The organism is Wenzhouxiangella psychrophila, from assembly GCF_042310375.1.
Classification (GTDB): Bacteria; Pseudomonadota; Gammaproteobacteria; order Xanthomonadales; family Wenzhouxiangellaceae; genus Wenzhouxiangella.
On record NZ_JBHJMQ010000003.1, the window covers coordinates 260,864 to 287,117 of the forward strand.

Genomic DNA, 26,254 nt, shown 5'->3' on the forward strand with positions numbered 1-26,254 from the left:
AGGAGCCCCAGATGAACGAAGAATACTCCCCGGAGTCCAATGTGACCGCGGACGACAAGGACACCCGAACCTGGGCCATGATCCTGCATCTGTCGATGCTGTCGGGCCTGGTGGTTCCGCTGGCCGGCCTGATCGTGCCCATCGTCATCTACTTGCTCAAGAAGGATGAGCTGCCCGGGCTGGTGCCGCACGGACACGTCGTGTTCAACTGGATGATCAGCGCGGTCATCTACGCCGTCATCAGCATGATCCTGATGGTCGTTGTCGTTGGCGTCTTCCTGATGATGGCGCTGGCTCTCGTGAGCCTGGTGTTCCCGATCATCGGCGGCGTCAAGGCTTCCGACGGCGAAGTCTGGCCATATCCGCTGTCTATCAAGTTCTTTAAATAAACACGTCAACGCCGCTCGCCCGGATTCCGGGCGGCCGGCGCCAGCGTGAGGAAAACGTACCGCCCATGCCTCAACAGAAACCCCGCCTGGTCTACGAAAACCTGACCTTCTTCATTGCCATCACCTTGCTCGGCTTCGTCGCCGCACCGGTGTGGTTCTTCCTTTATGGCTTCAGCGGCTGGGCCTGGCTGTTCGCCGGCATCTTCTGGGTGCTCAGCGGCCTGTCCATAACCGCTGGCTACCATCGCCTGTGGTCGCACCGTACCTACAAGGCGGCATGGCCCCTGAGGCTGTTTTTCGCCATCTTCGGTGCGCAGTCGCTGCAGAACTCCGTCTTGATCTGGGCGGCTCGTCATCGCGTGCATCACCGCCATGTCGACGATGTCGAGCGCGATCCGCACTCGATCAAGACTGGTTTCTGGCACGCCCACATGGGCTGGATGCTGCGCAAGTGGCCGACCAGCGAAATCGACTTCGACCAGGTGCGCGACCTCGAGCGCGACCCGATCGTGAAGTGGCAGCACCGCTGGTACTGGCCGCTGACCTGGACCATGAACCTGGGCCTGCCGCTGCTGGCCGGCTGGATGGTCGGTGACATCATCGGCATGGTATTGCTGGCCGGCGCTTTCCGACTGGCGTTTTCCCAGCACTGCACCTTCTTCATCAATTCGCTCGCCCACACCCTGGGTAAGCGCAAGCACAACCTCGACAACACGGCACGCGACAGCGGCTTCGTTGCGCTTTTGACCTGGGGCGAGGGTTATCACAACTTTCACCACGCCTTTCAGGCCGACTACCGCAACGGCATCAGCTGGTGGCAGTTCGATCCGGGCAAGTGGTTGATCGCCGCGGCTTCCTGGATGGGGCTGGCGTTCGAGCTGCGACGCACGCCGCGCTTCAAGATTCGCCGTGCCCGCCTGCAGGTGCAGTTCAAGGAACTGCAGGAGCGACTCGCCGGTGATCCTTCGGCGAGGAGCTGGGCCGAGACGCTCGATTGCGAATACCAGCAGTTCAAGGAAACGGTGGCACAGTGGCAGGCCGTCCAGGCCGATCGCGTCACGGCCGGCAAGGCCGCGCTGCGCGACAAGTGGCGCCGCACCGAGCTGTCGACCCGCTACCGCGAACTCGAATACCGCCTCAAAATGCAGGCCCGCCGCCTGGCCACGCTGCGCCAGGCCGCCACTGCGGCGTAGCGCCGAATAAGCACCAAATCCCAAGCACCAAATTCGAAACAAATTCGAAATGCGAATGTTCGAATGATCAAAACGAGGGGTGCGGGGGCAGGGCCTGCACATCGGGGTTACATCCCCGGTGGACGAGGTCTTTTCGTTAGTCGGTCAGTCGAAAGAAGCGCCGTGCAGTGGCAGTGGTCTCCTCGGCCAGCTGGTCTGGCGTGACGCCGCGGCAGGCGGCGACGGTGCCGGCGATCCAGGGTAGCCACTGCGGTTCGTTGCGGCGGGTCTTGATCTTGGGTTTCATGTTGCGCGGCTTGAGGTAGGGCGCATCGGTCTCGAGCATCAGGCGATCGGCCGGAATCTCGTGCACGAACTCCTTGAGGTGAAAGCCGCGCCGCTCGTCGCAGATCCAGCCCGTAATGCCGATGTGGCAATCCATTTCGAGGTACTCGAGCATGGCCTCGCGCGTATCGGTAAAGCAATGCACCACCGCCCCGGCCAGGTGCGGACGGAACTCCCGAAAGACGGCCACGAAATCGTCGTGGGCGTCGCGCTGGTGCAGGAACACCGGTTTGCCGCAGTCGACGGCCAGCTCGAGCTGTTTCTCGAACGCTCTTCGCTGCGCGGGCCGCGGCGAGAAATCGCGAAAGTAGTCCAGCCCGCACTCGCCGACGGCAACCACCTTGTCTGACCGGTGCAGGTCGGCCAGCACGCTGAGCGTTTCCCCGGAGACCTCTTCGGCGTGGTGCGGATGCACGCCAGCCGTGGCGTACAGGACGGTCGGCCAGTCATCGGCCAACGCGCTCGCCTGGATGCTGCCGGCCTCCGTCGCCCCGGTGACCACCATCTGCTCTACGCCCGCCTCGCGGGCGGTTTCGATAACGGTCTCGCGGTCCTGGTCAAAGGAGTCGTGCGTGAGATTGCAGCCGATGTCGATCCATTTCATGGCGCGGGATTGTACCGCCTTCGGATCAGTCGCGCGGAATCCTCAGGATGCGCGCCATTGCCGGGGCGGTCTTCGGCGTGACCAGGTCGGCAAGCGTGTACTGGTCGAGCACGGCCAGGAAGGCGCGCAGCGCTTCGTCGAGCATGGCGGGCAGGGCGCAGGCCGGCGTGATGATGCAGCGGTTCTCGGGACGGAAGCACTCGACCAAGCCGAAATCCGGCTCCATGTCGCGCACGACGCGGCCGATGCCGATGGAACCTGCCGGCTGGCCCAGCCGCAGGCCGCCGCCGCTGCCGCGGGTCGACTCGACGTAGCCTAGCCCGGCAAGCTTGTGGGCGACCTTCATGAGGTGATTTCGCGAGATGCCAAAGGCATCGGAGATTTCGCGGATGGTCACCCGGCGTTCTCCGCTCAGCGCCAGATGCATGAGTACGCGCAAGGCCAGGTCGGCGTGATGGGTCAGGCGCATGCGGGCAGGCTCATCCGGGTCGGCCGTCGACGCGCGGGCGTACCAGGATCGGCAGGCAAACCCACAGAAAGACCAGAAAGGCGCCCGTCCAGGCGAGGGTCGTGGTCAGGATTCCCAGCTTCCAGGGCATCCAGTCGAGTGCCGTGGCCAGGCGTACGAAGGCCGCGACGAGAATCAGGGCATAGCTGACCACGGCACCCCGCGGAAGCGCCAGCGAACGCCCGGTATGGCCGAGCGCAACGCGAGTCATGACGCCTAAAATCATCACCGCCATGGCGCCGGGGCCCAGCGCATGCTGCCAGGCGGTGGCGGTGACATCGAGGGAACCATAGGACATCGCCATCAGCAGCAGGCCCAGCGGCACCCAGGCGTAGCCGATGTGCAGGATCCACACCAGCGGATCCCGGCGCGCACGCCAGCCGCGCCAACCCAGCAGCCTGACTACATTGGCCAATCCGGCCAGGGCCGCCATGCTTGCGGTAACCAGCGAGGGTGCGCCGGCCAGCAGAAGCAGGGCCAGCAGGGCAACGCTGGTGACGCTGCTGACCTCGACCCAGGCCCGGGTTTTCACTGGCTGGGGATCCTCTTGACGGCGCAACAGCCAGTTGCGGGTGAATGCCGGGATGATCCGGCCGCCGATGATGACGATAAGCATGACGATCAGCAGCAGGGTGCCGAGTTCGGCACGGCGCACCAACCCGGTGTCGCCGCTCCACACCCCGGCGTGACACAGCAGGTTGGTCAGCCACAGGACGCTGACGACAGCGACGAGTGGCAGGTTCCGATAACTTCCCGAACCGATGATTACCCGCCCGGCGTATACGGCAACCGCGGCGAGAAAACTCAGATCGATCACTGCGACCAGTTCGAGTGGCAGCCAGTTCGACAGCCACATGCCGATCCGGCCGGCCAGCCACAGGCCGAACAGCATCTGCAGTCCTGATCCCGACAGCGGGGTCGCGCCGGTCCAGTTGCACATGGCCGTGAGCAGGAAGCCGGCGATTGCCGCCGCGACCATGCCGAACAGCATCTCGTGGCTGTGCCACTGCATCGGCGCATAATCTCCCGCCAGTGGCCAGCCCAGCAACAATACGCCCAGCCAGCCCGCCAGCGACAGAACGGCGTAGGACGCTGCGGCCAGGAAGAAGGGGCGGAACGGGCAGTCCCAGAGTGCCGAGCCGGCCGGGGTGGAGACGGCTATCGATTCGGGTTGCATGGTCGAGGCTCGGCAGAGGGTGTGAGGTGAGTCGGTCGAGTGAGAATGAAGCCGGCCACGGCGACGAAGAACAGCCCCACCATCGACAGGACGAAGGGCGCTGCGCCGATCAGCCACAACAACAGAAGGCTGGCGACCATCAGCAGGCAGGCAGCCTGCTTGGCGCGTACAGGTACCGCCCCTTGACGATGCCAGGCCCGCAGGCCCGGTCCGTATCGCGGATGCCGATACAGCCTGAAGCGCAGCCGAGGTGACGAGCGGGCAGCCGCCCAGAGCGCGACCAGCAGGAACGGCGTGGTGGGCATCACCGGCAACACGGCGCCGACGGCGCCCAGCCCCACGCAGCCGTAGGCAAGTGCGAGGTAAACCAGGCGACGGCCGGGTGGACGTAGCCCCCACGTCGAGCCATTTTCCGTTTCAGGCGCACTAATCATGTATTTAGTATACTTCTTCATGAACGCGCCTGTACAGTTGATATTCCGGATTTGAGCGGCTGGATTGTTTAGAATATGTCGCGTTGCCGGTTTAGCTCAGTAGGTAGAGCTGCTTTGGTGTTCCGGCGGCGCTCCTTTCAAGCTGCGCTTGAAAACCGCACCACCGGAACGATTAGAATTGATTTCCGGGTCATTGGTAGCAGTTCATTGAACCTTGTTGCCGGTTTAGCTCAGTAGGTAGAGCATCTGATTTGTAATCAGAGGGTCGGGGGTTCGACTCCCTCAGCCGGCACCATCTCCCTTCCCCTGAAGCTTCCTTCACAGTCCAGGCGCTACGTTTCGCGGCATTCGTGGAACGGAGCATTGCAATGAGATATTTCCTCGGTACGATCGCGCTGCTGGCGCTGTCGGGTTGCGCCATGATGCGCGGCGGGCCGCCGCTGGAGACGGTCGAGGAAGTCGACCTCGAGCGCTACATGGGGCAGTGGTACGTGATCGCCAACATTCCCTATTTCGGCGAGCGAGGCAATGTCGCCGGGCGTGCGATTTACCGCATGCGCGAGGACGGCCGAATGGATGACATTTATCGCTACCGTGACGGCAGCTTCGACGCGCCCGAAGAGGAGATGTCCGGCGTGGCCTGGGTGGTCGACACCGAGACCAACGCCGAGTGGAAAGTCCGGTTCTACTGGCCGATCCGCTTCGGTTATTACATCGTCGGACTCGATGACGACTATCAGTGGACCGTGGTGGGACATCCCTCGCGGGAGTATGCCTGGATCATGGCGCGCGAGCCCGAGCTTTCCGATGAGCGTTACGCGGCCTTGCTCGACATGCTCGAGGCGCGCGGATTCGATGCCTCCCGTCTCGAGAAGGTGCCGCAACGCCCGGATCAGGTCGGAAAGCCGGGGTTCCAGTGATGTCAGGGCGTCCAGTCGGGATCGCGACGGCGCCAGCGCTCGATGAACCGCTCGGGTGCGAGCGAAGCCATGACGGCTGAATCGATGGGTGCCGGAAGGCCGGAGGCGTGATCCGCGATGACATCGGCGCAAAGCGGCGTGTGGGTCAGTCCCTTCGAACCGTGGGCAATGTTCAGCCACACGCTCCGGTCGAGCGTATGCGGATTGCGCCCTGCATCCGGGCAGGGGCCGACCAGCGGCAGGGTATCGGGCGACTGGCAGCGCACACCGGCATGCTGACCGACGACGTCGATCTCTTCGCCGCCGAGCGCCCGCCAGAGTTCCGGGATATTGCTTTCCAGTTCGGCCAGATTACGCTCGTTATCGACGGGGTCGATGACCGGAGACTGGCGCTGGCGATCAAAGGTGGCGCCGACGCAGTGAGTGCCATCAAAAGCCGGGGTGAGGTACCCGCTGTGGCAGTGCGATTGCCGCCAGTGACGGCTTGCTTCCGTCGCGCGGCAGAAAGTGACCTGGCCGCGTACCTGGCGCAGGGGCAACCAGTCCAGCCCCTTGAAATGGCTGGTGGCGCCGGCGGTGCACAGAACGGCCATGTCAGCCTCGAGCATCGAGCCTGATTCCATTTTCAGCTCGGCCGAGCTACCGCCGCCGATTGAACTGACGCGATCGGCGTCTGCCGTGATACTCGGGTGATCGAGCAGGAATCGGCACCAGCGGCCCGGCTTCAGGCTCCCGGCGCCCTCGAGCCGCACCCGGCCCTGGGCCTCCGCAGAGAGCAGCGCCCGCGGCCAGGCACCGGTTTGCATCGCCAGTCTGGTCTTCTCGGCCACGCGTGGGTCGACCAGGTGCTGGATTACGCCCTCGAGCCGGCCGTCGGATTCATCACGCGGAAAGCCCAGGCGCTCGAGCCAGCGTTGTGCGTGCAGGAGGGCACCGAGATAGAAACGATTCTGGGCGTTGAGGTGGTGGCTGGCCGTGGCATAGAGAACGGCAGAAAGCTCGGGCGGCGCATGCCGGGCGAGCGCGGGGTCGACCACCCGGACCCGCCAGCCGCGTTCGGCCAGCGCCCGGGCGCTGGTGCAGCCGGCCAGGCCCGCACCGACGACGACGGCATCGCCGCGCCGGACCCGCTGCGGCTGCCATTTTCCCGGCATGCAGGCGGTGAGGCGGTGGCGCTTGTCGCCAAATCCCCGGCGGCGCTCGATGGCAAATCCCGCGGCCGAGAGACCGCGCCGAACCGACCCGGCGGCGGTGAATGTCGCGACGGTCGTTCCGGGTCGGGAGTGCGCGGCTACCGTCTCGAGCAAATCGTCGCTCCAGAGATCCGGGTTGCGCGACGGCGCGAAGCCGTCGAGGAACCAGGCGTCCACCCGGTCGGGCCCGGCCGGCCAGAGCGCGGCGGCGTCACCGAACATCAGGGTCAGTTCGACGCTTTCGCTCAGGCGGATCCGATGAAAACCGGGTGCCGGCGGCGGCCAGGCGGCGAGTAGCGCCCGTCCCGGCCCGGCCAGTTCGGGCCAGTGCAACAGCGCGCGTTCGAGATCCTCGCGCTTGAGCGGGCGGCACTCGGCGGAAAAGAAATGCAACCGGGCCGTGGCCGGGGCGTGTCGCGTGAAGCAGTCGGCCGCCAGCAGGGCGTTCAGCCCGGTTCCGAAGCCCGTTTCACCAATGACGAAGACGCCGTCGTCGGGCAGCGCAGCAAATCGTTCGTGAAGGTCGCTGGCCTCGATGAATACAGCCCGGCTCTCCTCCAGACCATGCCCGGGCATGAAGTAGCTATCGCCGTAGTCGTCGGCAAATGGCGTATCGCCCTGCCAGTCGACCTTCGCCGGTTGCAGCGGGGGGAGGATGAAATCGGTCATCGACGTAGCCGGAGAAAGCCGACATTTTAAGACACTCGGGCCCCGTGACGGCGAGCCTCAAATGTTATATCATACGCTTTCACGCCGACGAACCAGCCCTGAACCATGGCCGCAGTCTTCAAGTCACCGGAGCGGATCAAGCGAGCCAGCCTGCTCGACCGGGCAGGTATCTGCGTGTCCGCGGTCTGCCTGTTGCAGTGCCTGCTGCTCAGCCTGGTGATCGTGCTGGCACCCATGCTCTCTCTGGGAATCTTCGGCAGTGATCTGTTCCACTTTCTGCTGCTCGCAGTGATCCTGCCGCTGGGCGCAGCCGCGTTCTGGATGGGGTATCGGTCTCATCAAAGCATCGCTGTATTGCTGACCGGCCTGGTCGGCCTCGGGCTTGTCCTGGCCGCAGCCGTGCTCGAAGCGACCGTGCTGTCGCCGCTGGCGGCCTCGGGAGTGACGTCCATCGGCGGCGTGATGCTGATCGTGGGCCACTGGCTCAACCTGCGTCGCCGGCGCATTGCATGTATGCGGCCGGTCCGATAACCGGCGACTCCATCTCGGCAGGCCCCGGGTTTGCTGATAGAATCTTCGCAAATTCTCATTGGACGGCTTCATGAGCGACATTCCTTCCGATCTGCGTTACGCGGAAAGCCACGAGTGGGTCAGCCAGGAAGAAGAGGGTGTGGTCAAGGTGGGTATCAGTGACCATGCCCAGGAACAACTGGGTGACCTGGTGTTCGTCGAACTGCCCGAGGAAGGCGAAACCTTCGGTCGGGGCGATGCCTGCGCCGTGGTCGAATCCGTGAAGGCGGCCTCCGACATTTACTGCCCCGTTACCGGCGAAGTGGTCGTGGTCAATGAAGCCCTGGCCGATACGCCCGAAATCGTCAACAACGATCCCTACGGCGACGGCTGGCTGTTCTCGGTCAAGCTCGACGATACCGGCGAGCTCGACGACCTGATGGACGCCGACAGCTACCGCGAACACCTGGCCGAAGACTGACCGGCAAGGCGATCGGCGAGGCGGACCGGTTCCGGCAGCCGGTATTTCGGCGTGCAGGCCAGCACCAGTTCGACAGCCGTTTGCAGGCTGACGCGATGGCCGACCGAGATGTAGACCGGCCGCACCCGTCGGCGTGAGCGCAGCACCCGGCCGATCAGTTCATCTTCATCCAGCAGGTCCACCGCATCCCCTTTCTCGGGCCCCGGCTCCTCGTGCCGGCCGCACAAGCGGCTCTTGCCGACTCCGATGGTGGCCAGGCCGGTTATTACGCCCAGGTGGCAGGCGATGCCGAAGCGGCGTGGATGGGCGCGGCCCTGTCCATCGCACAACACCAGATCAGGCGGCAGCGACAGGCGATCCAGTGCGCCGAGGATCGCCGGCAGCTCGCGGAATGAAAGCAGCCCGGGAATGTAGGGCAGTTCGGTGGCCTGTTCGTGGACGACCTCCTCCACCGGCTCCAGATCCGGGAAGCGCATGAGTACGGCCGCCGCCCGCGTCGTGCGGCCCTGGTCGGGAAAAGCGGCGTCCACGCCGGCCACCAGACCGGGCGGGAGTCGCAGGTCGTCGCGTTCGATGACCTGCTTTGCCAGCCCTCGCTGGCGCTCCATCAATGCCTTGGCGTCGATCCGCGATCGCAACTACTCGTCCCGGGCCTGCCCGAACCGGGCAGCCCAGGCCTCATCGATCATCGCGTGCACGCTTTTTGCGTCGAAGGAGGCCGGCTCGCGCCGCAGCCAGTCCAGGTGCCGGGCCTGAAGCAGTTGCCGCCAGGCTTCGGCCAGTTCCTGCGCTTGCTCATCGTCGATCCATTGTGTCCGGGCCAGCGCATCCAGTTGTGCGCCGGTGTCACGATGGTCGACCAGCTCCGGGTGGTCAGCGGCCTGCGTGAGTACACCGAGTTCGGCCAGGAATTGCAGGTCGGTCAACGCTCGCTTGACGGGTGATTCGCGTCTTTCCCGACGCTGGCGGCGGCGCATTTCGGCAAGGTCCGCCGTCACGCTGTCCGCGTCGCGGCGCTGTGTAAGCACCTGCTTGCGGATGCCGTCGAACGCCTCTTCGAGCGCCGGATCCCCGGCGATCCACCGTGCCCGGATCAGGGCCTGGTGTTCCCAGGTCCAGGCCTTGTTGCGCTGGTAGTCGTCAAAGCTGTCCAGCGTCGAGACCAGCATGCCGGCGCGCCCGTTGGGACGCAGCCGCGTGTCGATCTCGAACAGTCTCCCGCCGGGTAGGGGCACCTGCAGCGCACTCACGAGGCGCTGGACGATGCGGCGGGGTGCTTCACCGGCGCGATGCAGGAACACCAGGTCCAGGTCGGATTCGAAGTGCAGCTGACCCGCGCCGAGGTTGCCGTAGCCGATCACCGCGAGATCCGAGTCACCCCCGCCGGTCAGCGCGAGCGCCCGATCGACGATGGTGTCGGCCATGAAGCTCAGCTGTCGGCCGGCGTCGACGGCGTCCAGCCGATCGTCGAGTTCGGCCAGGGCGGTGCGCAGAAAACCCGCCTGGCGCCAGCGCGACAGGGCCCAGAGGCTGGCTTCCTTGTCGTTCGGGTCGGGCGTGGGTGCGGCCGGCAGCTCCAGGCCGTTGATCGGGTCGAGCAGATCGTCGAGCAGCTGCGGCGAGGCAATGATCCATTCGGCCACGCGCTGGCTCAGGTGGAAGACCCGCACGAGGCGCTCCAGCGTTTCCGGGCGCTCTCGCAACAAGGCCAGGTATGCCGACCGGCGCGAGATCTGGTCGATCAGTCGGAGCAGGTCGGCCAGGCCGGTATCCGGTGTCTGCTGGCGGCCGACCGATTCGATCAGTCCCGGCATCAATCGTTCGAGCCGCTCCCGCCCCTCCGCGCTGAGGGCACGCCGTGTGAGCTCGGCGTGGCTGCGCTCGAGGTGTTCGGCTGCGTCCTCGGGCTGCCGGAAGCCGGCCTCGCGCAGGCGCTCGACGATGTCGTCGCCGGGTGGCCACAAAGCGCTCGGTTCGGCCGAATCCGCGTCCGGGTCGCGGAAGCGCTCGCTGAAATGACGGGTTACGGTTTGACGCTGGGCCGTGAGGCTTTCGCTCAACGCGCTCCAGTCGTCGAAATCCATCAGCTCGGCCAGTCGCTGCCGGTCTTCGGGATCGGTCGGCAGTTCATGGCCCTGGCGGGCGGTCATGGCCTGAAGGCGGTTTTCGAGAATGCGCAGGAATCCGTAAGCACTGCGCAGTTCATCCGCCTCTTCGGCGGGGATCAGGCCAAGGTCGGCACAGGCTTCGAGGGCGGGCAAAAAGCCCGTCTGTCGCAATCGCCGCTCGCGGCCACCGCGCAGGATCTGCAGGCTTTGCACCAGAAACTCGAGCTCGCGAATGCCGCCACGGCCGCGCTTGATGTCCTTGCGATCGCTGCGGGCGCGGGCATTGGCATCGATTCGCCGGTGCAGCTCACGCAGGCTCTCGAAGATGCCGTAGTCGAGGTAGCGCCGGAATACGAATGGTTGCAGGGCCTCGATGAGCCTCCGGCCGGCCGCCAGGTCGCCGGCCACCGGCGCGGCCTTGAGCCAGGCATAGCGCTCCCAGGTGCGGCCCTCGCTGAGGAAATACTGCTCCATGGCGGGAAGCGACCAGACCAGGGCGCCGGACTCGCCGAATGGACGAAGACGCGCATCGACGATCCAGGCCCGGCCGTTTTCGTCGACGGTATCGAGCAGCCGGATCAGTTCGCGCGCGACCCGCTTCATCCAGTCGGCCGCGTCGACGCGTCTGGGGCCGCTGCTTCGGCCTTTCGCGTCATGGGCGAAGACCAGGTCGATGTCGGAATTGAAATTGAGTTCGTCGCCGCCGAGCTTGCCCAGACCGAACACGATCAGCCGCTCTTGCTGTCCATGCTCGTCCTCGAGCCAGCCGTGACGCTCGGACACATGCCGTTCGGCGGCTGACAGGGCCATTTCGATGCACTCCCGCGCCAGGGCGGACAGTGCTCGACCCGTTTGAGCGATGTCGGCCTCGCCGGAGAGATCGCGCCAGAGAATATGAATCGACTGAAGCTGGCGGAAACGGCGCAGCGCCCTTTCCGGTTCATCGGCCATGGCTTCGGAATCGGGGGCTTTGACCGCTTCGGACGGACCGGGCGCCTGTTCAAATCGCCGCCAGGCCTCGGCCGCGAAGCGGCAATGCGAGCGAAGCAGTTCCGAATCGATTGATTGCAGCTTTCGTCTCATGAAGTCATGTCCAGGCGGGCTGCTTCCACCAGGGCGTGGAACAGGGCCTGCTGCCGTTTTCGCTGGGGCAGGTACTCGGGATGCCACTGTACCCCCAACAGCCATGGCGCGTTGCGGCGTTCGGCGGCCTGGATGATGCCGTTGGCCTCGACGGCACCGACCACCAGGTCGTCGGCGAGCCGATCGATCGCCTGGGAGTGCAGTGCATTGACCCAGCATGGGCCATCTCCGAGCAGTTCGGCGATATGGGTCCCGGACTCGATTTCCACTTGCTTGCGGGGCAGTACGGAACGGACGGCCGGATACTCGTCGTAGAAGCCGACCAGGTGCTGGTGCAGGCTGCCGCCGAGCGCGACGTTGATCAACTGCATGCCGCGGCAGATGCCGAGCATCGGCAATCCTTTCTCGCGCGCTTGTCTGATCAGGTCGTACTCGAGCTCGTCGCGGGCCTGGTCGGGCCCGCCGTGCTTGGTTGTGAGCAATCGTCGAAGGCCGGCGACCAGTGGGAACAGGACTATTCCAAGGAGGCGACGCCAGCCCCGGGCGCTTTGGTCGGTCATGTGCCGGGACCGCGGCTGGTGCTGCTGTCCATAAAGTCCCGGGCTGACGTCCGCGCCGCCGCCGAGGATGAGACCGTCGAGCTGCCTGATTTCCGCGGGTCGGCGGGGACAGATGCGAACAGGCCGGCCGCCGGCGCGCCTGACGGCCAGCGCCGAGAACCACCACGCCGCCAGCCCGCCCCGGTCCGGGCCGGTGATGCCGATCACCGGTCGGCGGGTCATCGACGCAGCTTGCGCCAGGCCTGGGAGAGCCAGCGGCGCAAGGGGCTGGAACTGGACAGCCGTTGCGCGCGTTTGCGCTCCAACCGCTCGCCGTCGTCGGCCAGGCGTTCGATTTCAATCCAGCGGTTCCAGGCCGTGGCAAGCGACCAGTCGGGCTGGTCGATCAGGCAATTGGGCAGGCGGTAGTGGAAGGCCGGCCGGGCCTTGATCAAATGGGTTTCCACCGGCGCACTCATGACTCGATTCTCGTCGAGAAAGGCGAACATCGGCAGCATATCGAGCGGCCGGTTTCGCGTCGGCGTCAGGTGCAGGTAGTCGTCGATCAACTCGTCGAGTCCCGGCGTATAGTCGGCCTGAAGGACGTGCGCCAGGTACTCCTCGGGAAACGGCTGGACGTAAGGGGTAATCCGCCGCGACAGGTCGACGCGCTCGGCTTCGATCAGCTTGTCGTAGCTGAGCAGGAAGGCGCGGATGATCGACAGCAGGTAGTCGGCCTGCAGGCTCGCCGCCTCGATGTTGAGCTGCATGCCGAAGGCGTAAAACGGCGAGGATTGCGTGCCGCGCGCGCCTGCGCGATGGAGTCGCTCGCGGATACCGTCGAGTGCCTCGAGTCGGGTCCAGGGCACGGGTGGGGCGACCAGTTCCAGCGGAACGACCAGGCCGGCCACGCGCGAGATCAGCGCCTCGATCTGTTCGCGTTCGTCGCCTTCGCCGATATCGATGCCGAGCTCGGCCAGCAAATCCTGATACTGCCGACTCTTGAGCAGATCAGCGTCGAGTTCGACCTGAAAGTCTCCGAATTCCGTGTCGCGGATTCGCGTCAGGAAAGCGCTGTCGACTTCGACGCTGCCGCCGATGCAGTCGGTGACCGCCTCGGCGACCTGCTCCGGGCGCAAGCCGGCCATCTCGATCTCGATGCCGACGCGACGGGTCGAACCGTCTGGATTGTCTGAACGGGGTGGGGGCTGGAAACGCGCGGTGTCGCTCATGTCGCCACTGTCAATTGTCGCAGCACACAGGATACCGAACGCCCGGCTACGGTTTTACATCGAGCAGTTTCGCCAGTTGCCGCGCCCATGTTTTGTGCGCGGTGGCATTGGGATGAAAGCCGTCCGAACAGAACATGCCGTCGGGCCGATCGGTGAAACGCATGGGTGCGTGCAGCAGGTCGGCGTCGTGTTCAGTCAGACATTGCAGTACCGAGTCGAGCAGGGCGGCGCGTAATCCCAGCATCGCCGAAAGCGGAAACGGCAATGCCGGGAAATGCTGCATCGGCGGTACGCCGGTCACGATGATCCGCTTCGGGTCGAGTCGGCGGCGAATGGCATCGAGGAGTTGCTGCAGGTCCTGCTCCCAGCGCTTCGCCGAACTCAGGGCCAGCGTGTCATTGACGCCCAGGCCGATGACCACAAGATCCGTCGGGTCCGTATCGACCCGCCTCAGCAGGTTTTCAGTGGTGAATCGGGCGGTGGCGCCGCTTTGCGCGGCCGTTTGCCACGTGACCCGCTGTCCCGATGCAGCAGCCAATTCAGTAGCAAGCTGCGGGATGACACCCTGTGACTGTTTCGCCAGGCCGACGGCGGCCATCGGGGATTCTCCCAGGCCAATGATCCGGTAGGCCGGGGCGGACCCGGCCAGGATTCCCGAGCGTTCGCCGTTGGCCTCATCCAGCCGGGGCGTTCGCCGGCGAACGCTCCGGCCCTGAAACCAGAACACCGGCGCGGCCGCCAGCGCCATTGTGGCCGCCGCCTGGAGCAAGATGATCCGGCTGAGCGAGCTCAAGGATCCGGAGCGCGCGGGGGAGCCAAGCTAACCCAGCGACCAGTGCTGATCGTCGTCACGCAGCAGGAACAGGGCGATGCATGCCCCGAGCATGGGGATGGCGGCCAGGAACAGCATGTTGTTGAACGGGTCGAGGTATTGCTGCCACGACGAGATCGTGGAAATGGCATGGGTGACGAGCACGAAGCCATAGGTCCAGAACTTCCACAAGCCGAGCACGAAAGCGATTTCGATCGCCAGCTGCACGAGGCCGATCACCAGCAGCACGGTGCCCCCCATGCCGGCGAGAAAGTAGAAATTCTCGAATATGGCGGCGGCATGCCCCGGGTTGAGCAGTTTGTCGAGCGACCACATCGCCATGACGATGAACACACTGAAGCGAAGGATGAACAGGGAAATGCCCAGGTGGTTTTTCATGATTCAGTACACGTGGTTGGCATGAATGACCCAAGCTATCAGGCTGTTGCCGGGGGCGTCTCTAGGTAGTTGCCGAAGCGGCCCGGCTTATGCGCTCAGTCCAGATTGAGACGCCGGGCGGCCTCTGCCGAGCGCTCGACGCGCGCCTTGAGCTCCGATTCGCCGGCGTCGCGGCCGCCGGCGAATTCGGGCCACCCCTGGCCGTGCTGTCGGCACAGCGCACTCAGGACCTTGACATGTTCGGGCGAGTCGTTGAGGCAGGGGATGTAGTCCAGCGATTCGCCGCCGGCGGCAATGAACTCGTCGCGGCCCTCGACGGCGATTTCATCCAGCGTCTCCAGGCAGTCGACTGAAAAGCCGGGGCACACGACCTGAAGCTTCTTCACGCCCTGCTTGCCCAGTTCTTCGAGGGTCTGGTCGGTGTAGGGCTTGAGCCATTCGGCACGGCCGAGGCGCGACTGAAAAGTGACCAGCCACTCGTCGTCGGCCAGTTCCAGGCGTTGGGCGATTTGCCGTGCACTGGCCTGGCACTGGCAGTAGTAAGGGTCTCCGGCAAGCAGGTTTCTCTTGGGAATGCCATGGAAGGAAAACAGCAACTTGTCCGGCTTTTCCCGCGCTTGCCGGAAGCGGCGGATGGACTCGGCGACGGCTGCCTGCCAGTTCTCGTCGTGATGGAAATCGTTGATGAAGCGCACCTCCGGCAGCCAGCGCAAGCGCCGCAGCGAATCGGTCACGTGGTCGAAAACCGAAGCGGTGGTCGTGGCCGAGTACTGCGGATACATCGGCAGGACCAGCAGTCGCTGGATGTTCTCGCGTCGAAGCCGGTCGATGGCCGAATCGATGTCCGGCTGCCCGTAGGTCATCGCGAGCATCACCTTCACCCGCGGCAGATCCTGTTTGAAGTCCGACTCGAGCTTGTGGGCCAGGCTGCGGCTGTCGACCAGGAGAGGGGAGCCCTGCTCGGTCCAGACCCGGGCGTACGCTTCGGCCGAGCGCGGGGAGCGGAACGGCAGGATGTAGCCATTGAGGATGAACCACCAGAGCAGCTTCGGCGCCTCGATGACGCGCCGGTCGGAGAGAAACTGCTTGAGGTAAGGTCGCAGTGCCGCAGCCGTGGGCGCCTCGGGCGTGCCGAGGTTGACCATCAGCACGGCGGCGCGGGCGGCTTCCCCGTGGGCATTGACCTGGCGCGTGGCGTCGACGGTTTCGACCGTCTGTTCTCGGGAACCGGACATGAAACTTGCTCGGATGAAATAAGTGATCCGAATTGTACCGCCTGCAACGTGAGCGGTCGGTCGGATACCCCCGGCCCCACCTGACCACTGGGGGTTTGTGGACTTTTTTGCTATGATGCTGTTTGTCGGAGTAAAAGGAATAAAATAAAGAATGCGCCCATGCACGCCTCTCTGCTGGAGAAGTGTGATTCTGGCTGTCACTCTGACAGTCAGCGGTTGGGCGTGCGCGCAACCCGAGGGATGGGTCATCAATTCCCGCGACTATCTCTCCGAGGAAGACCAGATCGGCGCGCTCTGGCAACTCGACCTTGCCAGTGGTGATGCCCGGCTCGAAGGCCGTTCTCGAATCCAGCAGTTCCTCTTTATTGAAGGCCTGGCTTTCAGCGGCGACGAACAACTCTTCGGCGTGGACGACTCCACCAATACCTTGGTTCGAATCGGCACCCGGAGCGGAAACGCGGTGGCCGTGGGGCAGGAGTCTGGCAACCTGGGCCTGCCACAGGGGAACCACGATTTCGGCATGACCTTCACCTGCGAAGGCCGGCTGCTGATTTCAACCGATTCCGAGTCGCTCGGATTGTCGCTCTACGAGGTCGATCCCGAAACCGGACAGGCCGAACGGATCGGTGATCTGGGCGCTCCCATTGTCGACATGACCAGCCTGGGTGATCAGGTCTACGGTATTGGCAGGGGTATGGCCAGCGAGGACAACCAGGCTTCTCCCAATCTTTACCGGATCGACCCCGAAACCGGCCGGGCCGAGCTCATCGGCGCGCTGGGCAGCGAGGCCGATTTTTACAACAAGGCGGGGCTGGCCGCCGATTCGGACGGAACGCTCTGGGCCGTGACCGAGCGGCGCGAACGCTCGGACCGGGATTCGTCCCGCCCGAGCCAGGTTTTGCGCATCGATCCGGCAACCGGCCAGGCCGAGCGCGTGGCCGAAGTCGGCTCGGCCGAAAGCGGTGGCACCCTGATCGGCGTTGAATCCCTGGCCATCGCACCGCCGGGCGACTGCAGCCGCGGCGTTGCCGCCGGTGTCGGTTCCATTCCGGTCCCCGCGCTTTCCGCCCCGGCACTGTGGCTGCTGACCCTGCTTGTGGTGACCCTGGCTGTCACGACGCTTCGCCGGCCGGGCACGAACTGATAAACTGCCCGTTTTCCCGATCGGGCCTTTGCGGCCCAGTATTTGAGGTCTAGCGCATGGGTATCGGCAACATCAGTTGGCCCCAGATCCTGATCATCCTCGTCATCGTGCTGCTGATCTTCGGCACGAAGCGTATACGCAATATCGGCAGCGATCTCGGTGGCGCCATTCGCGAGTTCCGCAAGGGCGTGGGCGAGAACGAGGACGACGACTCCGCTGACGACCGGTCGCAGAAAAAGCCCTCGCCGCAAGGCGAAGAGCAGGACGAGTCGACCTCCAAGCGGGAGCGCTGATACGTGGGCGGCGTCGGCTTCAGCGAGTTGCTGCTGCTGGCCCTGATCACGCTTCTCGTCGTCGGTCCGCGGCGACTGCCCGAGATCGCGCATACCGTCGGCCGCTGGACGCGCCATGCGCGCGGCGCCTGGGCCAGCCTCAAGTCCGAATTCCAGGACGAGATGGATCGCGATCACAACCGGCGCATCCTGGAAGCCGAGCAATCTCACGAACAGTCCGAATCCGTCGAGCAGGAAGCGCATGAGCGAAGAGACGACGCGGACTGATCCCGACCTGTCCCTGATGGATCACCTGGTCGAGTTGCGCAGCCGCCTGCTTCGAGCGGTGGCCGCGATCTTCGTTGTCTTGCTGGTGCTGGCACCTTTTGCACGCCAGCTTTACGGCATTCTCGCGAAGCCGCTGGTCAGCCACCTGCCCGAGGGCGCGAGCATGATCGCCATTGACGTGGCCTCGCCGTTCCTCACCCCCTTCAAGCTGGTGCTGATCCTGGCGCTGCTCATTGCCATGCCCGTCGTGCTCTACCAGCTCTGGGCCTTCGTCGCCCCGGGTCTGTATCGCCGTGAGCAACGCCTGGCCCGACCGCTGCTGGGCATGGCCGTCGTGCTCTTCTACGCCGGTTGCGCCTTCGCCTATTTCGTGGTGTTCCCGGTGGTGTTCGGGTTCTTCGCCTCGATGGCGCCCGAGGGCGTGGCCATGATGACCGACATCGATCGCTACCTGGACTTTGTACTGACGCTGTTCATCGCGTTCGGCCTGGCCTTCCAGGTTCCCGTGGCCACGATCATCCTGGTCGCCCTGGGTATCACCACGCCGGAGGCGCTCGGCCGGGCGCGCGGCTACGTGATTGTCGGTGCCTTCACGGTCGCGATGCTGCTGACCCCGCCGGACATGATTTCGCAGACTCTGCTGGCCCTGCCGGTGCTGCTGCTCTACGAGATGGGCATCATTGCCTCACGCGTGCTGGTGAGACGCTCGGCCGAGTCCGACGATCAGGCCAGTAACTGATCCTCCGGTTCCTGGCCGTCTCCGCCGGGCGATCCGAACACGTCGGAATAGGCCACCCACTGAGTGCCGGCCATAAGCACCTGGACCAGCATGGCCGCGAGCATGAACACGACCTGGGCGATCATCTGTCCGGCCGTCCCCAGTGCCAGGCTTACGGTCACCATGACGAGGCCGAACACCATGCCCAGGGCGACGACCATCGCGATGACCACCAGACCGAATCCCAGGAATGCCGACCAGTTGGCGAACACGGCCCGCAGGCTGGTGGTCAGGGCGCTGGCGGTGCTGATATCGCGAAACATCACCAGGGGAATGGCGAAATACATGGCCGCCATCACGACGGCAATAATGCCGGCGGCAACCAGCAGCATCGGCCCGAGTGTCACTTGCTCGAGCATTTCGGCCATGGCCTGCGTGGATTGCTGTGCGGCCTCGATTTGTTCGGGTGTTACCTGCCCGGCCAGCCAACTGGCCACAACCAGCAATGCCAAAAGGCTGCCCACTATCCCGAAGGCGCCGAGACCGAACAGGCGGTTCCGCAATTGCGGCCGGCCCCAGGCGGCAAACAGCATGGTCGGCGCTGGCCGTCGCCCGGCCGCGACCTGGCCGAAGGCGGCGATGGCGCCGGCAGTCAGCAGGGGCGTGATCAACATCACGGCCAGCTGACCGACAAGCGGAACGATGGCGATGACCGACACCAGCAGCCAGAGCGCGGCCAATCCGGCGAGCGGCCCAAAACCGGAAAAGAACACCTCGGCGGCGGCCGGCAGCCAGCGCAGCCCGGCCGCGAACCCGGGTTTCCTGTAGCCTGGGGTGCTCATGGCGTCCGGCGGACCGCGGCGGATTCGAGCGCTTCGTGCGTCGACCAGGAGACAGCCTCGCGCATGGCGCGCAGCACATCTTCGGGCTGCTTGACCGTCTGCCACATGTCGAGATGGGTGTGGTTCATGAATCGTTCCTTCACGCTGTGGCCGAGAAAATCGATCAGGCGGTCGTAATAACCTTGCGTATTGATCAGCACGATCGGCCCCAGAAACTGTCCCAGTCGCTTGAGTGTCATGGCTTCGAACAGTTCCTCGAACGTTCCGCAGCCGCCGGGCAGTGCGATGACGGCATCGCCTTCCTCGAGCATGCGCGCTTTGCGAACACGCATGTCCGACACCACTTCAAGTGTGTGCAGGCCTTGATGTCCGCGCTCGACACGCGTGAGAAACTCGGGGATGATGCCGAGGACTTCGGCGCCCTCGGAAAGCGCGCCGTCTGCCATGGCGCCCATCAGTCCGGTGCTGCCACCGCCATAGATGATACGCAGGCCGGAAGCGCCCAGCGTGCGGCCGAGGCGCTCGGCCGCGTCGATGTAGACGGGCTCCAGCGCCTGGCTGGAAGCTGCGTAGACCGTTACGCTCTTGATGGACATGAATGGACTCGGATAACGAAGATCGGTGACGATGACTCATTGTAAACAGACGCCGCTCGCTGCGCTGCTGTTCGTGGCATTGCTGGCAGGCTGTGGTGAACAGGATCGCCCCGCGGAGAACGCGGAGCCCGGCCAGGCGGCTTTCGGCCGGTATTGTGCCGGCTGCCACGGCATGCAGGGACAGGGCCGTCCGCCTGCTTTCCCGCCGCTGGCCGGATCGGAGTGGCTGGCCCTGCCGGCAGAGGGATTGACCGCCATCATCCTCCTGGGCCTGCGCGGAGAAATCGAGGTGGCCGGCGAGTCCTATGCCGGTTACATGCCGCCCATGCAGCAAATTGACGATGAGCGAGTTGCCGAGGTCGTGCGCTACATCCAGGGCCGCTGGTCGAACGGGGCGCCGGATTGGACGGCCGAAGAAGTTGCGGCGCTACGAAGCGCGTTGGCCGGCCAGCGCACGCCGGAAGGCCGTGAGGGCGTGGACCGATTGCTCGAGGAGTTGCAATGAATCAGCCGTTTGAGTTCCAGCGCCAGAGCAACCCGCCGGTGTCCATGATTCTGCTCGGCGCCACCGTCGTGATGTATTTCGTCCAGATGACGGCGATGACCGACATGATCCGGCTTTTCGCGTTGTGGCCCTTGTCCACGCCCGATTTGATCCGCTTCGGCGATGGCGGCACGATGTCGACCGGCTTCGTCCCCTGGCAGCTGGTCAGCTACGGTTTCCTGCACGGCGGGCTGGGCCATCTTTTCTTCAATATGTTCGCCTTGTACATGTTCGGGCTGCCGGTCGAGCGCGTATGGGGCGCGCGTCGATTTCTCGTCTATTATTTCGTCTGCATGATCGGTGCGGCGGTCATCCAGCTGGCGGTTGCCGCGGTCACCGGCGACGTCTACCCGACGATCGGCGCCTCGGGCGCGGTCTTCGGCCTGCTGCTGGCCTACGGGATGATGTTTCCCAACAGCACCATTATGCTGCTCATTCCGCCGATTCCGATGAAGGCCAAGTACTTCGTAATCGGTTATGGGCTGTTAACGCTGTTTTTCGGCATGACCGGAACCATGGCCGGCGTGGCGCATTTCGCGCATCTCGGCGGGATGCTGTTCGGCTTCGGCCTGATTCTGTACTGGGGCAGCCGGCGCAGCCGGATGCGATAGGGCGTGACCCGGATGGCGAATCGACGGATGAAGAATGATCGGCAAAGCATCAGGGCGCTGTCCATTTTGCTGGTCATGACATGGCTGCTCTTTTTCGCCTCAACGGCCGTCGCACTCGATCCTCATCGGCTGACTTCCCAGTACGTCCACGATCACTACGGCCGTGACGAGGGGCTCCCGCCGGGTGCGGTCTGGACGGTTCTGCAATCGCGCGACGGTTACTTGTGGCTCGGGACGCAGAACGGGTTGGTCCGCTTCGACGGCATCGACGCCGACGTCTTCACGACCGCCTCTACCCCCGGTCTTGCCAATCACGATGTGCGCTCGCTGTTCGAGGCCGAAAACGGCGACCTCTGGATCGGAACTTACGGCGGCGGCGCCACACGATATCGCGACGGCACATTCGAACGTTTCGGGGCCGAGGAAGGCCTGGCCCACCCCATCGTCTACGACATCTACCAGGACGAGGATGGCGCGATCTGGTTCGGCACGGCCGGCGGTGTGACGCGGCTGGCGCCCGACGGCGGGATTTCCACGCTGACAAGCGCGGACGGGCTGGCTCACAACCGCATCTTCGACGTCCACCAGGACAGCTCCGGTGCGATGTGGTTTGCCAGCCTGGTCGGCGGCGTCACCCGCATGCGTGATGGGGAGATGGCCACCTACGACAAGTCCACCGGCCTGGTATCCGACCAGATCCATGCCGTCTACGAAGACCGCAGCGGCACGATCTGGATCGGCACATACGACGGGGGCTTCTATCGCATGGGGGAGTCCGGCCCGGAGCCCTACGGACTGCCCGAAGGCATTGCCGGCAATGGCATCCAGAGCATCCTGGAGGATGCCGACGGCAACCTCTGGCTGGGTACCTACAACAATGGCCTGATCCGGATACACGATGACGAAGTCGCGCATTTTGACCAGGGTGGGCTGGCCGAGGCTTTCGTCTTCGACCTGGTCGAAGACCGCGAAGGCAGCCTGTGGCTGGCCAGCCGCCAGGGCCTCCATCGCCTCGGTGACGGCAAGTTTCTGACATTCGGCGAACCGGAAGGCCTGGCCGATGCCACCTTTGTGGTCGCCGCCGATCCGGCCGACGGAGCCATCTGGGCCGGCACCGAGGGGGCGGGCCTGTTCCGGCTTGACGGCCGGAAGGTCGAGCGAATCACGGTCGACGACGGACTCGCCAGCAATAATGTTTCGGCACTGGCTCCCGACGGCGGGGGCGGCGTCTGGGTGGGCAGTTTCGGTGGCGGGTTGAACCACCTGACGGACAACGGCATTCGCACCTGGACGCGTGAAGACGGCTTGCCGAGCAATCACATTTTTGCGCTGCTGCTGGAGGAAGACGGCGCCCTCTGGGTGGCCGCCGATGGCGGTATCAGCCGTCTCGAGGATGGTGATTTCCGCAGCTGGACGCGTGATGACGGCCTTCCGGACGCGCTGGTGCGACAGATGCATATGGATCGCGAGGGTCGCCTGTGGCTGGGAACCAACGGCGGCGGTTTGAGCCGGTTCGACGGCGAGGTATTCGAGAACTTTCCGGCCGACGAAGGCGGGCCGGGCAATATTGTCTATGCCTTTCACGAAGACGTCGATGGACGGCTATGGATCGGATCGCGGGACAGCGGTCTGAGTCTTTACCGGGACGGCGAATTTCATCACTTCACGGTTGCCGACGGCCTGCCCCAGGGCTCGGTTTACGGCATCGCCGCCGACGATCGGGGCAATCTCTGGCTCAGCGGCGGGGGTGGCCTGGTTCGGGTCGATCGCTCGGACCTGCTGGCGATGGCGGCCGGTGAAGACGTCCAGCCCGATGCACGCCTGTTCAACGAGGCCGACGGTCTGAGAAACGGCCAGTTCGCCGGCGGCTTCCAGCCGTCGGTGACCGAGGACGCTGATGGAAATCTGTGGTTTCCCGGGCTGGCCGGCCTGGTGCGCGTGGCGCCGGACAGTCTCGATATCAATCGCGTCGAGCCGCCTGTTGTCATCGAGGACGTGGCCTATGACGGGCATTTCGCGCAGCCGGATGGCGTCGTGAGTCTGCCGCCGGGCAGCGACAACCTGGAGATCCATTACACCGCGCTGAGCCTGGCCGCGCCGAGCCAGGTGCGGTTCCGCTATCGCCTCCAGGGCTATGACCGGGCCTGGCAGGACGTTGGTGATCGAAGGACGGCCTACTACACGCGCCTGCCGCCGGGCGAATACCGCTTCGAGGTGCGCGCCAGTAACAACGACGGGATCTGGTCGAGCGAAACCGCAACCATGGCGGTAACGCAAGAGCCGTTCATCTGGCAGACAAACTGGTTCCGCGCGCTGGCGCTGGTGGTCGTAGGTCTGCTGGTTTGGCTGGTCTATCGACTCAGCGTGCGCCAGTTCCGGGTTCGCGAAAAGCGCCTCTCGAGCCTTGTCAGTGAGCGCACCGAGCAGCTCGAGCAGGCGCTGGAAGCGGTCGAGAGGAGTTCGCGCATCGACGGGTTGACCGGGGTGGCCAACCGCGGCTATTTCGACGAGCGCTTGAAGAAGGAATGGGCCGTCGCCCGCCGAGAAGGTTCGCCGCTGGGCCTGATCCTGGCCGATATCGATCGTTTCAAGCGGCTCAATGACAGCCAGGGTCACCAGGTCGGGGACGACTGTCTGCGTGAGGTTGCGGATTCGCTGCTGTCCATGGTCCGTCGTCCGGGCGACCTGGTGGCGCGTTATGGCGGGGAAGAATTCGTCGTCCTGCTGCCGGGGACCGACATCGGTTCGGTCGGCGTCCTCGCCGAACGGATGCGCGCGGGGGTCGAGGCGCTGGGCTTGCCCCATCCCGATGGCGGCATCAATGCAGTGGTCACCATCAGTGCCGGTGGCGCGGCCGTCACGCCGGACGGGGACCTCGAAGCTCGCGTCCTGGTCGAGCGCGCGGATCGGGCGCTCTACGCGGCCAAGGACGCCGGGAGAAACCGTGTAAGCGTCGAGCCGGCATCCTGAATCAGGGGCTGTAGCAAGCCGTTTCCTGCCCTATCCAGTTGAAATTTTCGGGATTGACGCCACATTCGGTGCATCGCAGACACTTTTTGACCAACTAATTAGCCACAAACTTGTTTTTTGGCATATAATTAGCCGCAAATGAGATCAAACGAAAACGACAAGACTGCAGCCGACGGCACCCGCCCGCCGCTGAAGACCGCGACGGATGGGCCGTTGGTCAATGAACCTGACGACCCGCGTGTGATGGGCGTGGTGCGGAATTTCCGCGTCGCCGTTCGCGCGGTGCAGGCGCATTCGGCCTGGGTGGAAAAGCAGTGCGGCCTCAGTGCCGCTCAGTTGTGGGCGTTGTGGGAAGTGGATCGCTCGCCCGGCATGAGCGTCTCCGAGATCGCACGCCGCCTGTCGATCAAGCCGGCGACGGCCAGCAACCTGCTCGACAAGGTCGAAGGCAAGGGACTGCTGACCCGATCGCGTCAGGGTCCGGATCAACGCGTGGTGCAGCTATTCGTCACCGATGAAGGTGCCGATTTGCTCGCGACCGCGCCGTTGCCGGCCCAGGGTGCGCTGCTCGATGCGCTCACTCGCCTGCGCGAGGACGAGCTCGATGAGCTCACTCAGGGCCTGGAGGCGCTGGTCGACATCCTGCATACCAAGGACGAGGGCTCGGCCCTGTCGCCGATGCATCCGGGCAAGAGTTGAATCAAACGAACTTCTTACACTCAAATACATAAAGACGTTGGAAAAGATGGATATCATCGTTCAAAAATATGGCGGATCCTCGCTCGCGGAAGACGGACAACTCCGGGCGGTGGCCCAACGCGTGGCTCGCTGCCGCGAAGAAGGCAAGGCCGTGGTCGTTGTGGTCTCCGCGCGAGGCAAGACCACCAGCCAGCTGCTGGCGCGCGCCGGCAAGCTGAACTCGAATCCCGAGCATCGCGAGCTCGACATGCTGCTCGCCGCCGGTGAGCAGGCCTCGGCCTCGATGCTGAGCCTGGCGCTGCACGACCTGGGTCACGAAGCCGTGTCCCTGACCGGCCCGCAGGCGGGTGTCAAGACTTGCGACGCGCACATGAATGCACGCATCAAGTGCGTCGATCCCGAGCGCATGCTCGAGACCCTCGAGGAAGGCAAGATTGCCGTGGTTGCCGGCTTCCAGGGCGAGAGCCCGGAAGGCGACATCACCACGCTCGGTCGCGGCGGGTCGGATACGACCGCCGTTGCCCTGGCCGCGGCGGTGGGCGCCGGGCGCTGCGAGATCTATTCCGACGTTGACGGTGTCTACACCGCCGACCCGCGTAAGGTGCCCGACGCCACGCGCCTGAGCATGATCAGCCTGGCCGAGATGAAAACGCTGGCCCATCACGGCGCCGGTGTGCTCAACGAACGCGCCATCGACTACGCCATCGAGCACGACGTGACCATCGTCTGCCGCAAGGCGCACGGTGAAGGCGGCGAGACGATCGTCCGCGCCGAACCGGGCCTGGGTCGCTCGCGCATCGTCGGCGTGGCCTGTCACGACGAATTGCTTCAGGTGGAGTTCGACGAGTCGGCCGATCACGCCAACCTCGCCGAGCGCCTGGACGATCTCGATGTGTTCGTCCCCGAGTTGGCCGAGGGCAAGTCCGGTCGCTATCTGATCTCCATCGGTCAGCTGGCTGACGATGAAGGCCTGGCCAAGTCGATCCGTGAAGAGTTCGACACCGGTGTGATCGTGGGCGGCCCGATTGCCAGTGTTTCGGCCGTCGGCTACAAGGCCGGCAGCGAGGCCGGCGCGGAAGAAATCGCGCGCAAGGAACTGGAATCCGAGGGCATTGCCGTACACGAGGTCATGCGTTTCGAGCACGCGGTGACCTGCCTGATCGACTGCAATGCCGTGGAGCGTGCCATGCAGATCTTTCATGATCGCTTCGAGATCACTGACACCGAGGTGGCCGATGTCGCCTGAAGGCGCACAAACACTGGCGGAACCCGTGTTTCGCAAGGCGCGTCCCGCAGACGGGGCTCGCATGTACGAACTGGTCAAGGAGATGGGCGGTCTCGAGCTGAACACCGCCTATTTCTACGTCCTGTTCTGCATCGACTTTGCCGAAACCTGCGTGGTCGCCGAGGTCGAGGGCGAGATGGCCGGCTTCGTGCTGGGTCATCGGCCGCCGGAGCGCCAGGACACGGTGTTTGTCTGGCAGGTCGGTGTGGCGCCGTTCATGCGCAAGCGGGGCATGGCGCGCCGTCTGCTGGAAGCATTTCTGGCGCAGAATCCGGATGCACGCTGGCTGGAAGCTTCGGTCACACCGAGCAATACGGCCTCGCGCAAGCTGTTCCGATCAGTGGCCCGCGATCACGGCGTCGACTGCCAGGTGAGTACATTCATGCTGGCCGAGCATTTTCCAGACGGTCACGAGCCGGAAGAGTTGTTCCGAATCGGACCATTTGAATCCAACTGAACCGAATTCAATCTGAAGT

At 64.6% G+C, this 26,254-nt stretch carries 29 protein-coding genes and 1 tRNA gene; 16 read left to right on the forward strand and 14 right to left on the reverse strand.

Annotation, left to right across the window (positions count from 1 at the left end; genetic code table 11):
- The first annotated feature begins 11 nt into the window (after window positions 1-11).
- Both ACDC66_RS05890 and ACDC66_RS05895 read left to right on the forward strand, forming a co-directional pair.
- Window positions 12-389 carry a DUF4870 domain-containing protein gene (locus tag ACDC66_RS05890; protein ID WP_376695757.1) on the forward strand — a complete coding sequence of 126 codons (378 nt, stop codon included), beginning with the start codon at window positions 12-14 and terminating at the stop codon, window positions 387-389.
- Between the two features lie 65 nt (window positions 390-454).
- Complete coding sequence (locus ACDC66_RS05895; protein ID WP_376695758.1) at window positions 455-1,582, forward strand: acyl-CoA desaturase; 1,128 nt, start codon at window positions 455-457, stop codon at window positions 1,580-1,582.
- 136 nt (window positions 1,583-1,718) lie between these two features.
- Here the strand turns inward: ACDC66_RS05895 and ACDC66_RS05900 are convergent, their stop codons facing one another.
- Genes ACDC66_RS05900 through ACDC66_RS05915 form a run of 4 tightly spaced genes read right to left on the reverse strand, consistent with a single transcriptional unit; the run spans window position 1,719 to window position 4,650 of the window.
- Window positions 1,719-2,510, reverse strand: a complete 792-nt coding sequence (locus ACDC66_RS05900) for a TatD family hydrolase (RefSeq protein ID WP_376695759.1) — start codon at window positions 2,508-2,510, stop codon at window positions 1,719-1,721.
- 25 nt (window positions 2,511-2,535) lie between these two features.
- Window positions 2,536-2,979: an Rrf2 family transcriptional regulator gene (locus ACDC66_RS05905; protein ID WP_376695760.1), complete on the reverse strand. Its 444-nt coding sequence runs from the start codon at window positions 2,977-2,979 to the stop codon at window positions 2,536-2,538.
- A gap of 10 nt (window positions 2,980-2,989) precedes the next feature.
- Entirely contained in the window at window positions 2,990-4,195 is a 1,206-nt protein-coding gene (locus ACDC66_RS05910) for an NnrS family protein (protein ID WP_376695761.1), read from the reverse strand.
- Window positions 4,177-4,650, reverse strand: a complete 474-nt coding sequence (locus tag ACDC66_RS05915; RefSeq protein ID WP_376695762.1) for a YbaN family protein — start codon at window positions 4,648-4,650, stop codon at window positions 4,177-4,179. The genes ACDC66_RS05910 and ACDC66_RS05915 overlap by 19 nt, the downstream gene beginning before the upstream one ends.
- 198 nt (window positions 4,651-4,848) lie before the next feature.
- Here ACDC66_RS05915 and ACDC66_RS05920 point away from each other — a divergent pair.
- Together ACDC66_RS05920 and ACDC66_RS05925 are read left to right on the forward strand one after the other, a co-directional pair.
- Window positions 4,849-4,924, forward strand: a tRNA-Thr gene (locus ACDC66_RS05920).
- Window positions 4,925-4,997: 73 nt separating this feature from the next.
- Window positions 4,998-5,549 (forward strand): lipocalin family protein, encoded by a 552-nt coding sequence (locus ACDC66_RS05925; RefSeq protein ID WP_376695763.1) that lies wholly within the window; start codon window positions 4,998-5,000, stop codon window positions 5,547-5,549.
- A gap of 2 nt (window positions 5,550-5,551) precedes the next feature.
- Here ACDC66_RS05925 and mnmC read toward each other — a convergent pair whose 3' ends face one another.
- A complete protein-coding gene (gene mnmC, locus ACDC66_RS05930) occupies window positions 5,552-7,411 on the reverse strand; it encodes a bifunctional tRNA (5-methylaminomethyl-2-thiouridine)(34)-methyltransferase MnmD/FAD-dependent 5-carboxymethylaminomethyl-2-thiouridine(34) oxidoreductase MnmC (RefSeq protein WP_376695764.1) in 1,860 nt (619 codons plus the stop codon).
- 105 nt (window positions 7,412-7,516) lie between these two features.
- Between mnmC and ACDC66_RS05935 the strand changes: the two genes are divergently transcribed.
- Together ACDC66_RS05935 and gcvH are read left to right on the forward strand one after the other, a co-directional pair.
- Complete coding sequence (locus ACDC66_RS05935) at window positions 7,517-7,942, forward strand: MerC domain-containing protein (RefSeq protein ID WP_376695765.1); 426 nt, start codon at window positions 7,517-7,519, stop codon at window positions 7,940-7,942.
- A gap of 70 nt (window positions 7,943-8,012) precedes the next feature.
- Window positions 8,013-8,402 carry a glycine cleavage system protein GcvH gene (gene gcvH / locus ACDC66_RS05940; protein ID WP_376695766.1) on the forward strand — a complete coding sequence of 130 codons (390 nt, stop codon included), beginning with the start codon at window positions 8,013-8,015 and terminating at the stop codon, window positions 8,400-8,402.
- Here gcvH and nfi read toward each other — a convergent pair.
- The 7 genes from nfi to hemH form a co-directional block, all read right to left on the reverse strand.
- On the reverse strand, window positions 8,375-9,040 hold the full coding sequence (nfi, locus tag ACDC66_RS05945) for a deoxyribonuclease V (protein WP_376695767.1): 666 nt from the start codon (window positions 9,038-9,040) through the stop codon (window positions 8,375-8,377). The genes gcvH and nfi overlap by 28 nt on opposite strands.
- Entirely contained in the window at window positions 9,041-11,593 is a 2,553-nt protein-coding gene (gene glnE, locus ACDC66_RS05950) for a bifunctional [glutamate--ammonia ligase]-adenylyl-L-tyrosine phosphorylase/[glutamate--ammonia-ligase] adenylyltransferase (RefSeq protein WP_376695768.1), read from the reverse strand. It lies immediately after the preceding gene.
- Window positions 11,590-12,375, reverse strand: coding sequence for a gamma-glutamyl-gamma-aminobutyrate hydrolase family protein (locus ACDC66_RS05955; protein ID WP_376695769.1), 786 nt, complete (start codon window positions 12,373-12,375; stop codon window positions 11,590-11,592). The genes glnE and ACDC66_RS05955 overlap by 4 nt, the downstream gene beginning before the upstream one ends.
- Window positions 12,372-13,364: an amidoligase family protein gene (locus ACDC66_RS05960; protein WP_376695770.1), complete on the reverse strand. Its 993-nt coding sequence runs from the start codon at window positions 13,362-13,364 to the stop codon at window positions 12,372-12,374. Before ACDC66_RS05960 ends, ACDC66_RS05955 begins: the two co-directional genes overlap by 4 nt.
- Before the next feature lie 46 nt (window positions 13,365-13,410).
- A complete protein-coding gene (locus ACDC66_RS05965) occupies window positions 13,411-14,157 on the reverse strand; it encodes an SGNH/GDSL hydrolase family protein (protein WP_376695771.1) in 747 nt (248 codons plus the stop codon).
- 27 nt (window positions 14,158-14,184) lie between these two features.
- A complete protein-coding gene (locus ACDC66_RS05970; protein ID WP_376695772.1) occupies window positions 14,185-14,574 on the reverse strand; it encodes a hypothetical protein in 390 nt (129 codons plus the stop codon).
- Window positions 14,575-14,669: 95 nt separating this feature from the next.
- The gene (gene hemH, locus ACDC66_RS05975; protein WP_376695773.1) at window positions 14,670-15,809 is read right to left on the reverse strand and encodes a ferrochelatase; all 1,140 of its coding nucleotides are present in this window, start codon (window positions 15,807-15,809) and stop codon (window positions 14,670-14,672) included.
- A gap of 184 nt (window positions 15,810-15,993) precedes the next feature.
- Here hemH and ACDC66_RS05980 point away from each other — a divergent pair, with 184 nt between their 5' ends.
- Genes ACDC66_RS05980 through tatC form a run of 4 tightly spaced genes read left to right on the forward strand, consistent with a single transcriptional unit; the run spans window position 15,994 to window position 18,252 of the window.
- Window positions 15,994-16,953 (forward strand): DUF6923 family protein, encoded by a 960-nt coding sequence (locus ACDC66_RS05980; protein ID WP_376695774.1) that lies wholly within the window; start codon window positions 15,994-15,996, stop codon window positions 16,951-16,953.
- 56 nt (window positions 16,954-17,009) lie between these two features.
- Window positions 17,010-17,246: a twin-arginine translocase TatA/TatE family subunit gene (gene tatA, locus ACDC66_RS05985; protein WP_376695775.1), complete on the forward strand. Its 237-nt coding sequence runs from the start codon at window positions 17,010-17,012 to the stop codon at window positions 17,244-17,246.
- Between the two features lie 3 nt (window positions 17,247-17,249).
- On the forward strand, window positions 17,250-17,513 hold the full coding sequence (tatB, locus tag ACDC66_RS05990; RefSeq protein ID WP_376695776.1) for a Sec-independent protein translocase protein TatB: 264 nt from the start codon (window positions 17,250-17,252) through the stop codon (window positions 17,511-17,513).
- Entirely contained in the window at window positions 17,488-18,252 is a 765-nt protein-coding gene (gene tatC / locus ACDC66_RS05995) for a twin-arginine translocase subunit TatC (protein WP_376695777.1), read from the forward strand. Before tatB ends, tatC begins: the two co-directional genes overlap by 26 nt.
- Here tatC and ACDC66_RS06000 read toward each other — a convergent pair.
- Both ACDC66_RS06000 and ACDC66_RS06005 read right to left on the reverse strand, forming a co-directional pair.
- Window positions 18,237-19,073, reverse strand: coding sequence for a BPSS1780 family membrane protein (locus ACDC66_RS06000; RefSeq protein WP_376695778.1), 837 nt, complete (start codon window positions 19,071-19,073; stop codon window positions 18,237-18,239). The two genes, tatC and ACDC66_RS06000, sit on opposite strands and share 16 nt — an antisense overlap.
- Window positions 19,070-19,669, reverse strand: coding sequence for an LOG family protein (locus tag ACDC66_RS06005; RefSeq protein WP_376695779.1), 600 nt, complete (start codon window positions 19,667-19,669; stop codon window positions 19,070-19,072). The genes ACDC66_RS06000 and ACDC66_RS06005 overlap by 4 nt, the downstream gene beginning before the upstream one ends.
- A gap of 31 nt (window positions 19,670-19,700) precedes the next feature.
- Between ACDC66_RS06005 and ACDC66_RS06010 the strand changes: the two genes are divergently transcribed.
- The 6 genes from ACDC66_RS06010 to ectA all read left to right on the forward strand — a co-directional run bounded on the left by ACDC66_RS06010 (window position 19,701) and on the right by ectA (window position 26,235).
- On the forward strand, window positions 19,701-20,174 hold the full coding sequence (locus tag ACDC66_RS06010) for a c-type cytochrome (RefSeq protein ID WP_376695780.1): 474 nt from the start codon (window positions 19,701-19,703) through the stop codon (window positions 20,172-20,174).
- Window positions 20,171-20,824 carry a rhomboid family intramembrane serine protease gene (locus ACDC66_RS06015; RefSeq protein WP_376695781.1) on the forward strand — a complete coding sequence of 218 codons (654 nt, stop codon included), beginning with the start codon at window positions 20,171-20,173 and terminating at the stop codon, window positions 20,822-20,824. The genes ACDC66_RS06010 and ACDC66_RS06015 overlap by 4 nt, the downstream gene beginning before the upstream one ends.
- Before the next feature lie 27 nt (window positions 20,825-20,851).
- Window positions 20,852-23,794 carry a ligand-binding sensor domain-containing diguanylate cyclase gene (locus ACDC66_RS06020; RefSeq protein ID WP_376695782.1) on the forward strand — a complete coding sequence of 981 codons (2,943 nt, stop codon included), beginning with the start codon at window positions 20,852-20,854 and terminating at the stop codon, window positions 23,792-23,794.
- Window positions 23,795-23,932: 138 nt separating this feature from the next.
- A complete protein-coding gene (locus ACDC66_RS06025) occupies window positions 23,933-24,493 on the forward strand; it encodes a MarR family winged helix-turn-helix transcriptional regulator (RefSeq protein ID WP_376695783.1) in 561 nt (186 codons plus the stop codon).
- Between the two features lie 46 nt (window positions 24,494-24,539).
- Window positions 24,540-25,739, forward strand: a complete 1,200-nt coding sequence (locus tag ACDC66_RS06030) for an aspartate kinase (RefSeq protein ID WP_376695784.1) — start codon at window positions 24,540-24,542, stop codon at window positions 25,737-25,739.
- Window positions 25,729-26,235 (forward strand): diaminobutyrate acetyltransferase, encoded by a 507-nt coding sequence (gene ectA, locus ACDC66_RS06035; protein ID WP_376695785.1) that lies wholly within the window; start codon window positions 25,729-25,731, stop codon window positions 26,233-26,235. The genes ACDC66_RS06030 and ectA overlap by 11 nt, the downstream gene beginning before the upstream one ends.
- Window positions 26,236-26,254 lie beyond the last annotated feature (19 nt).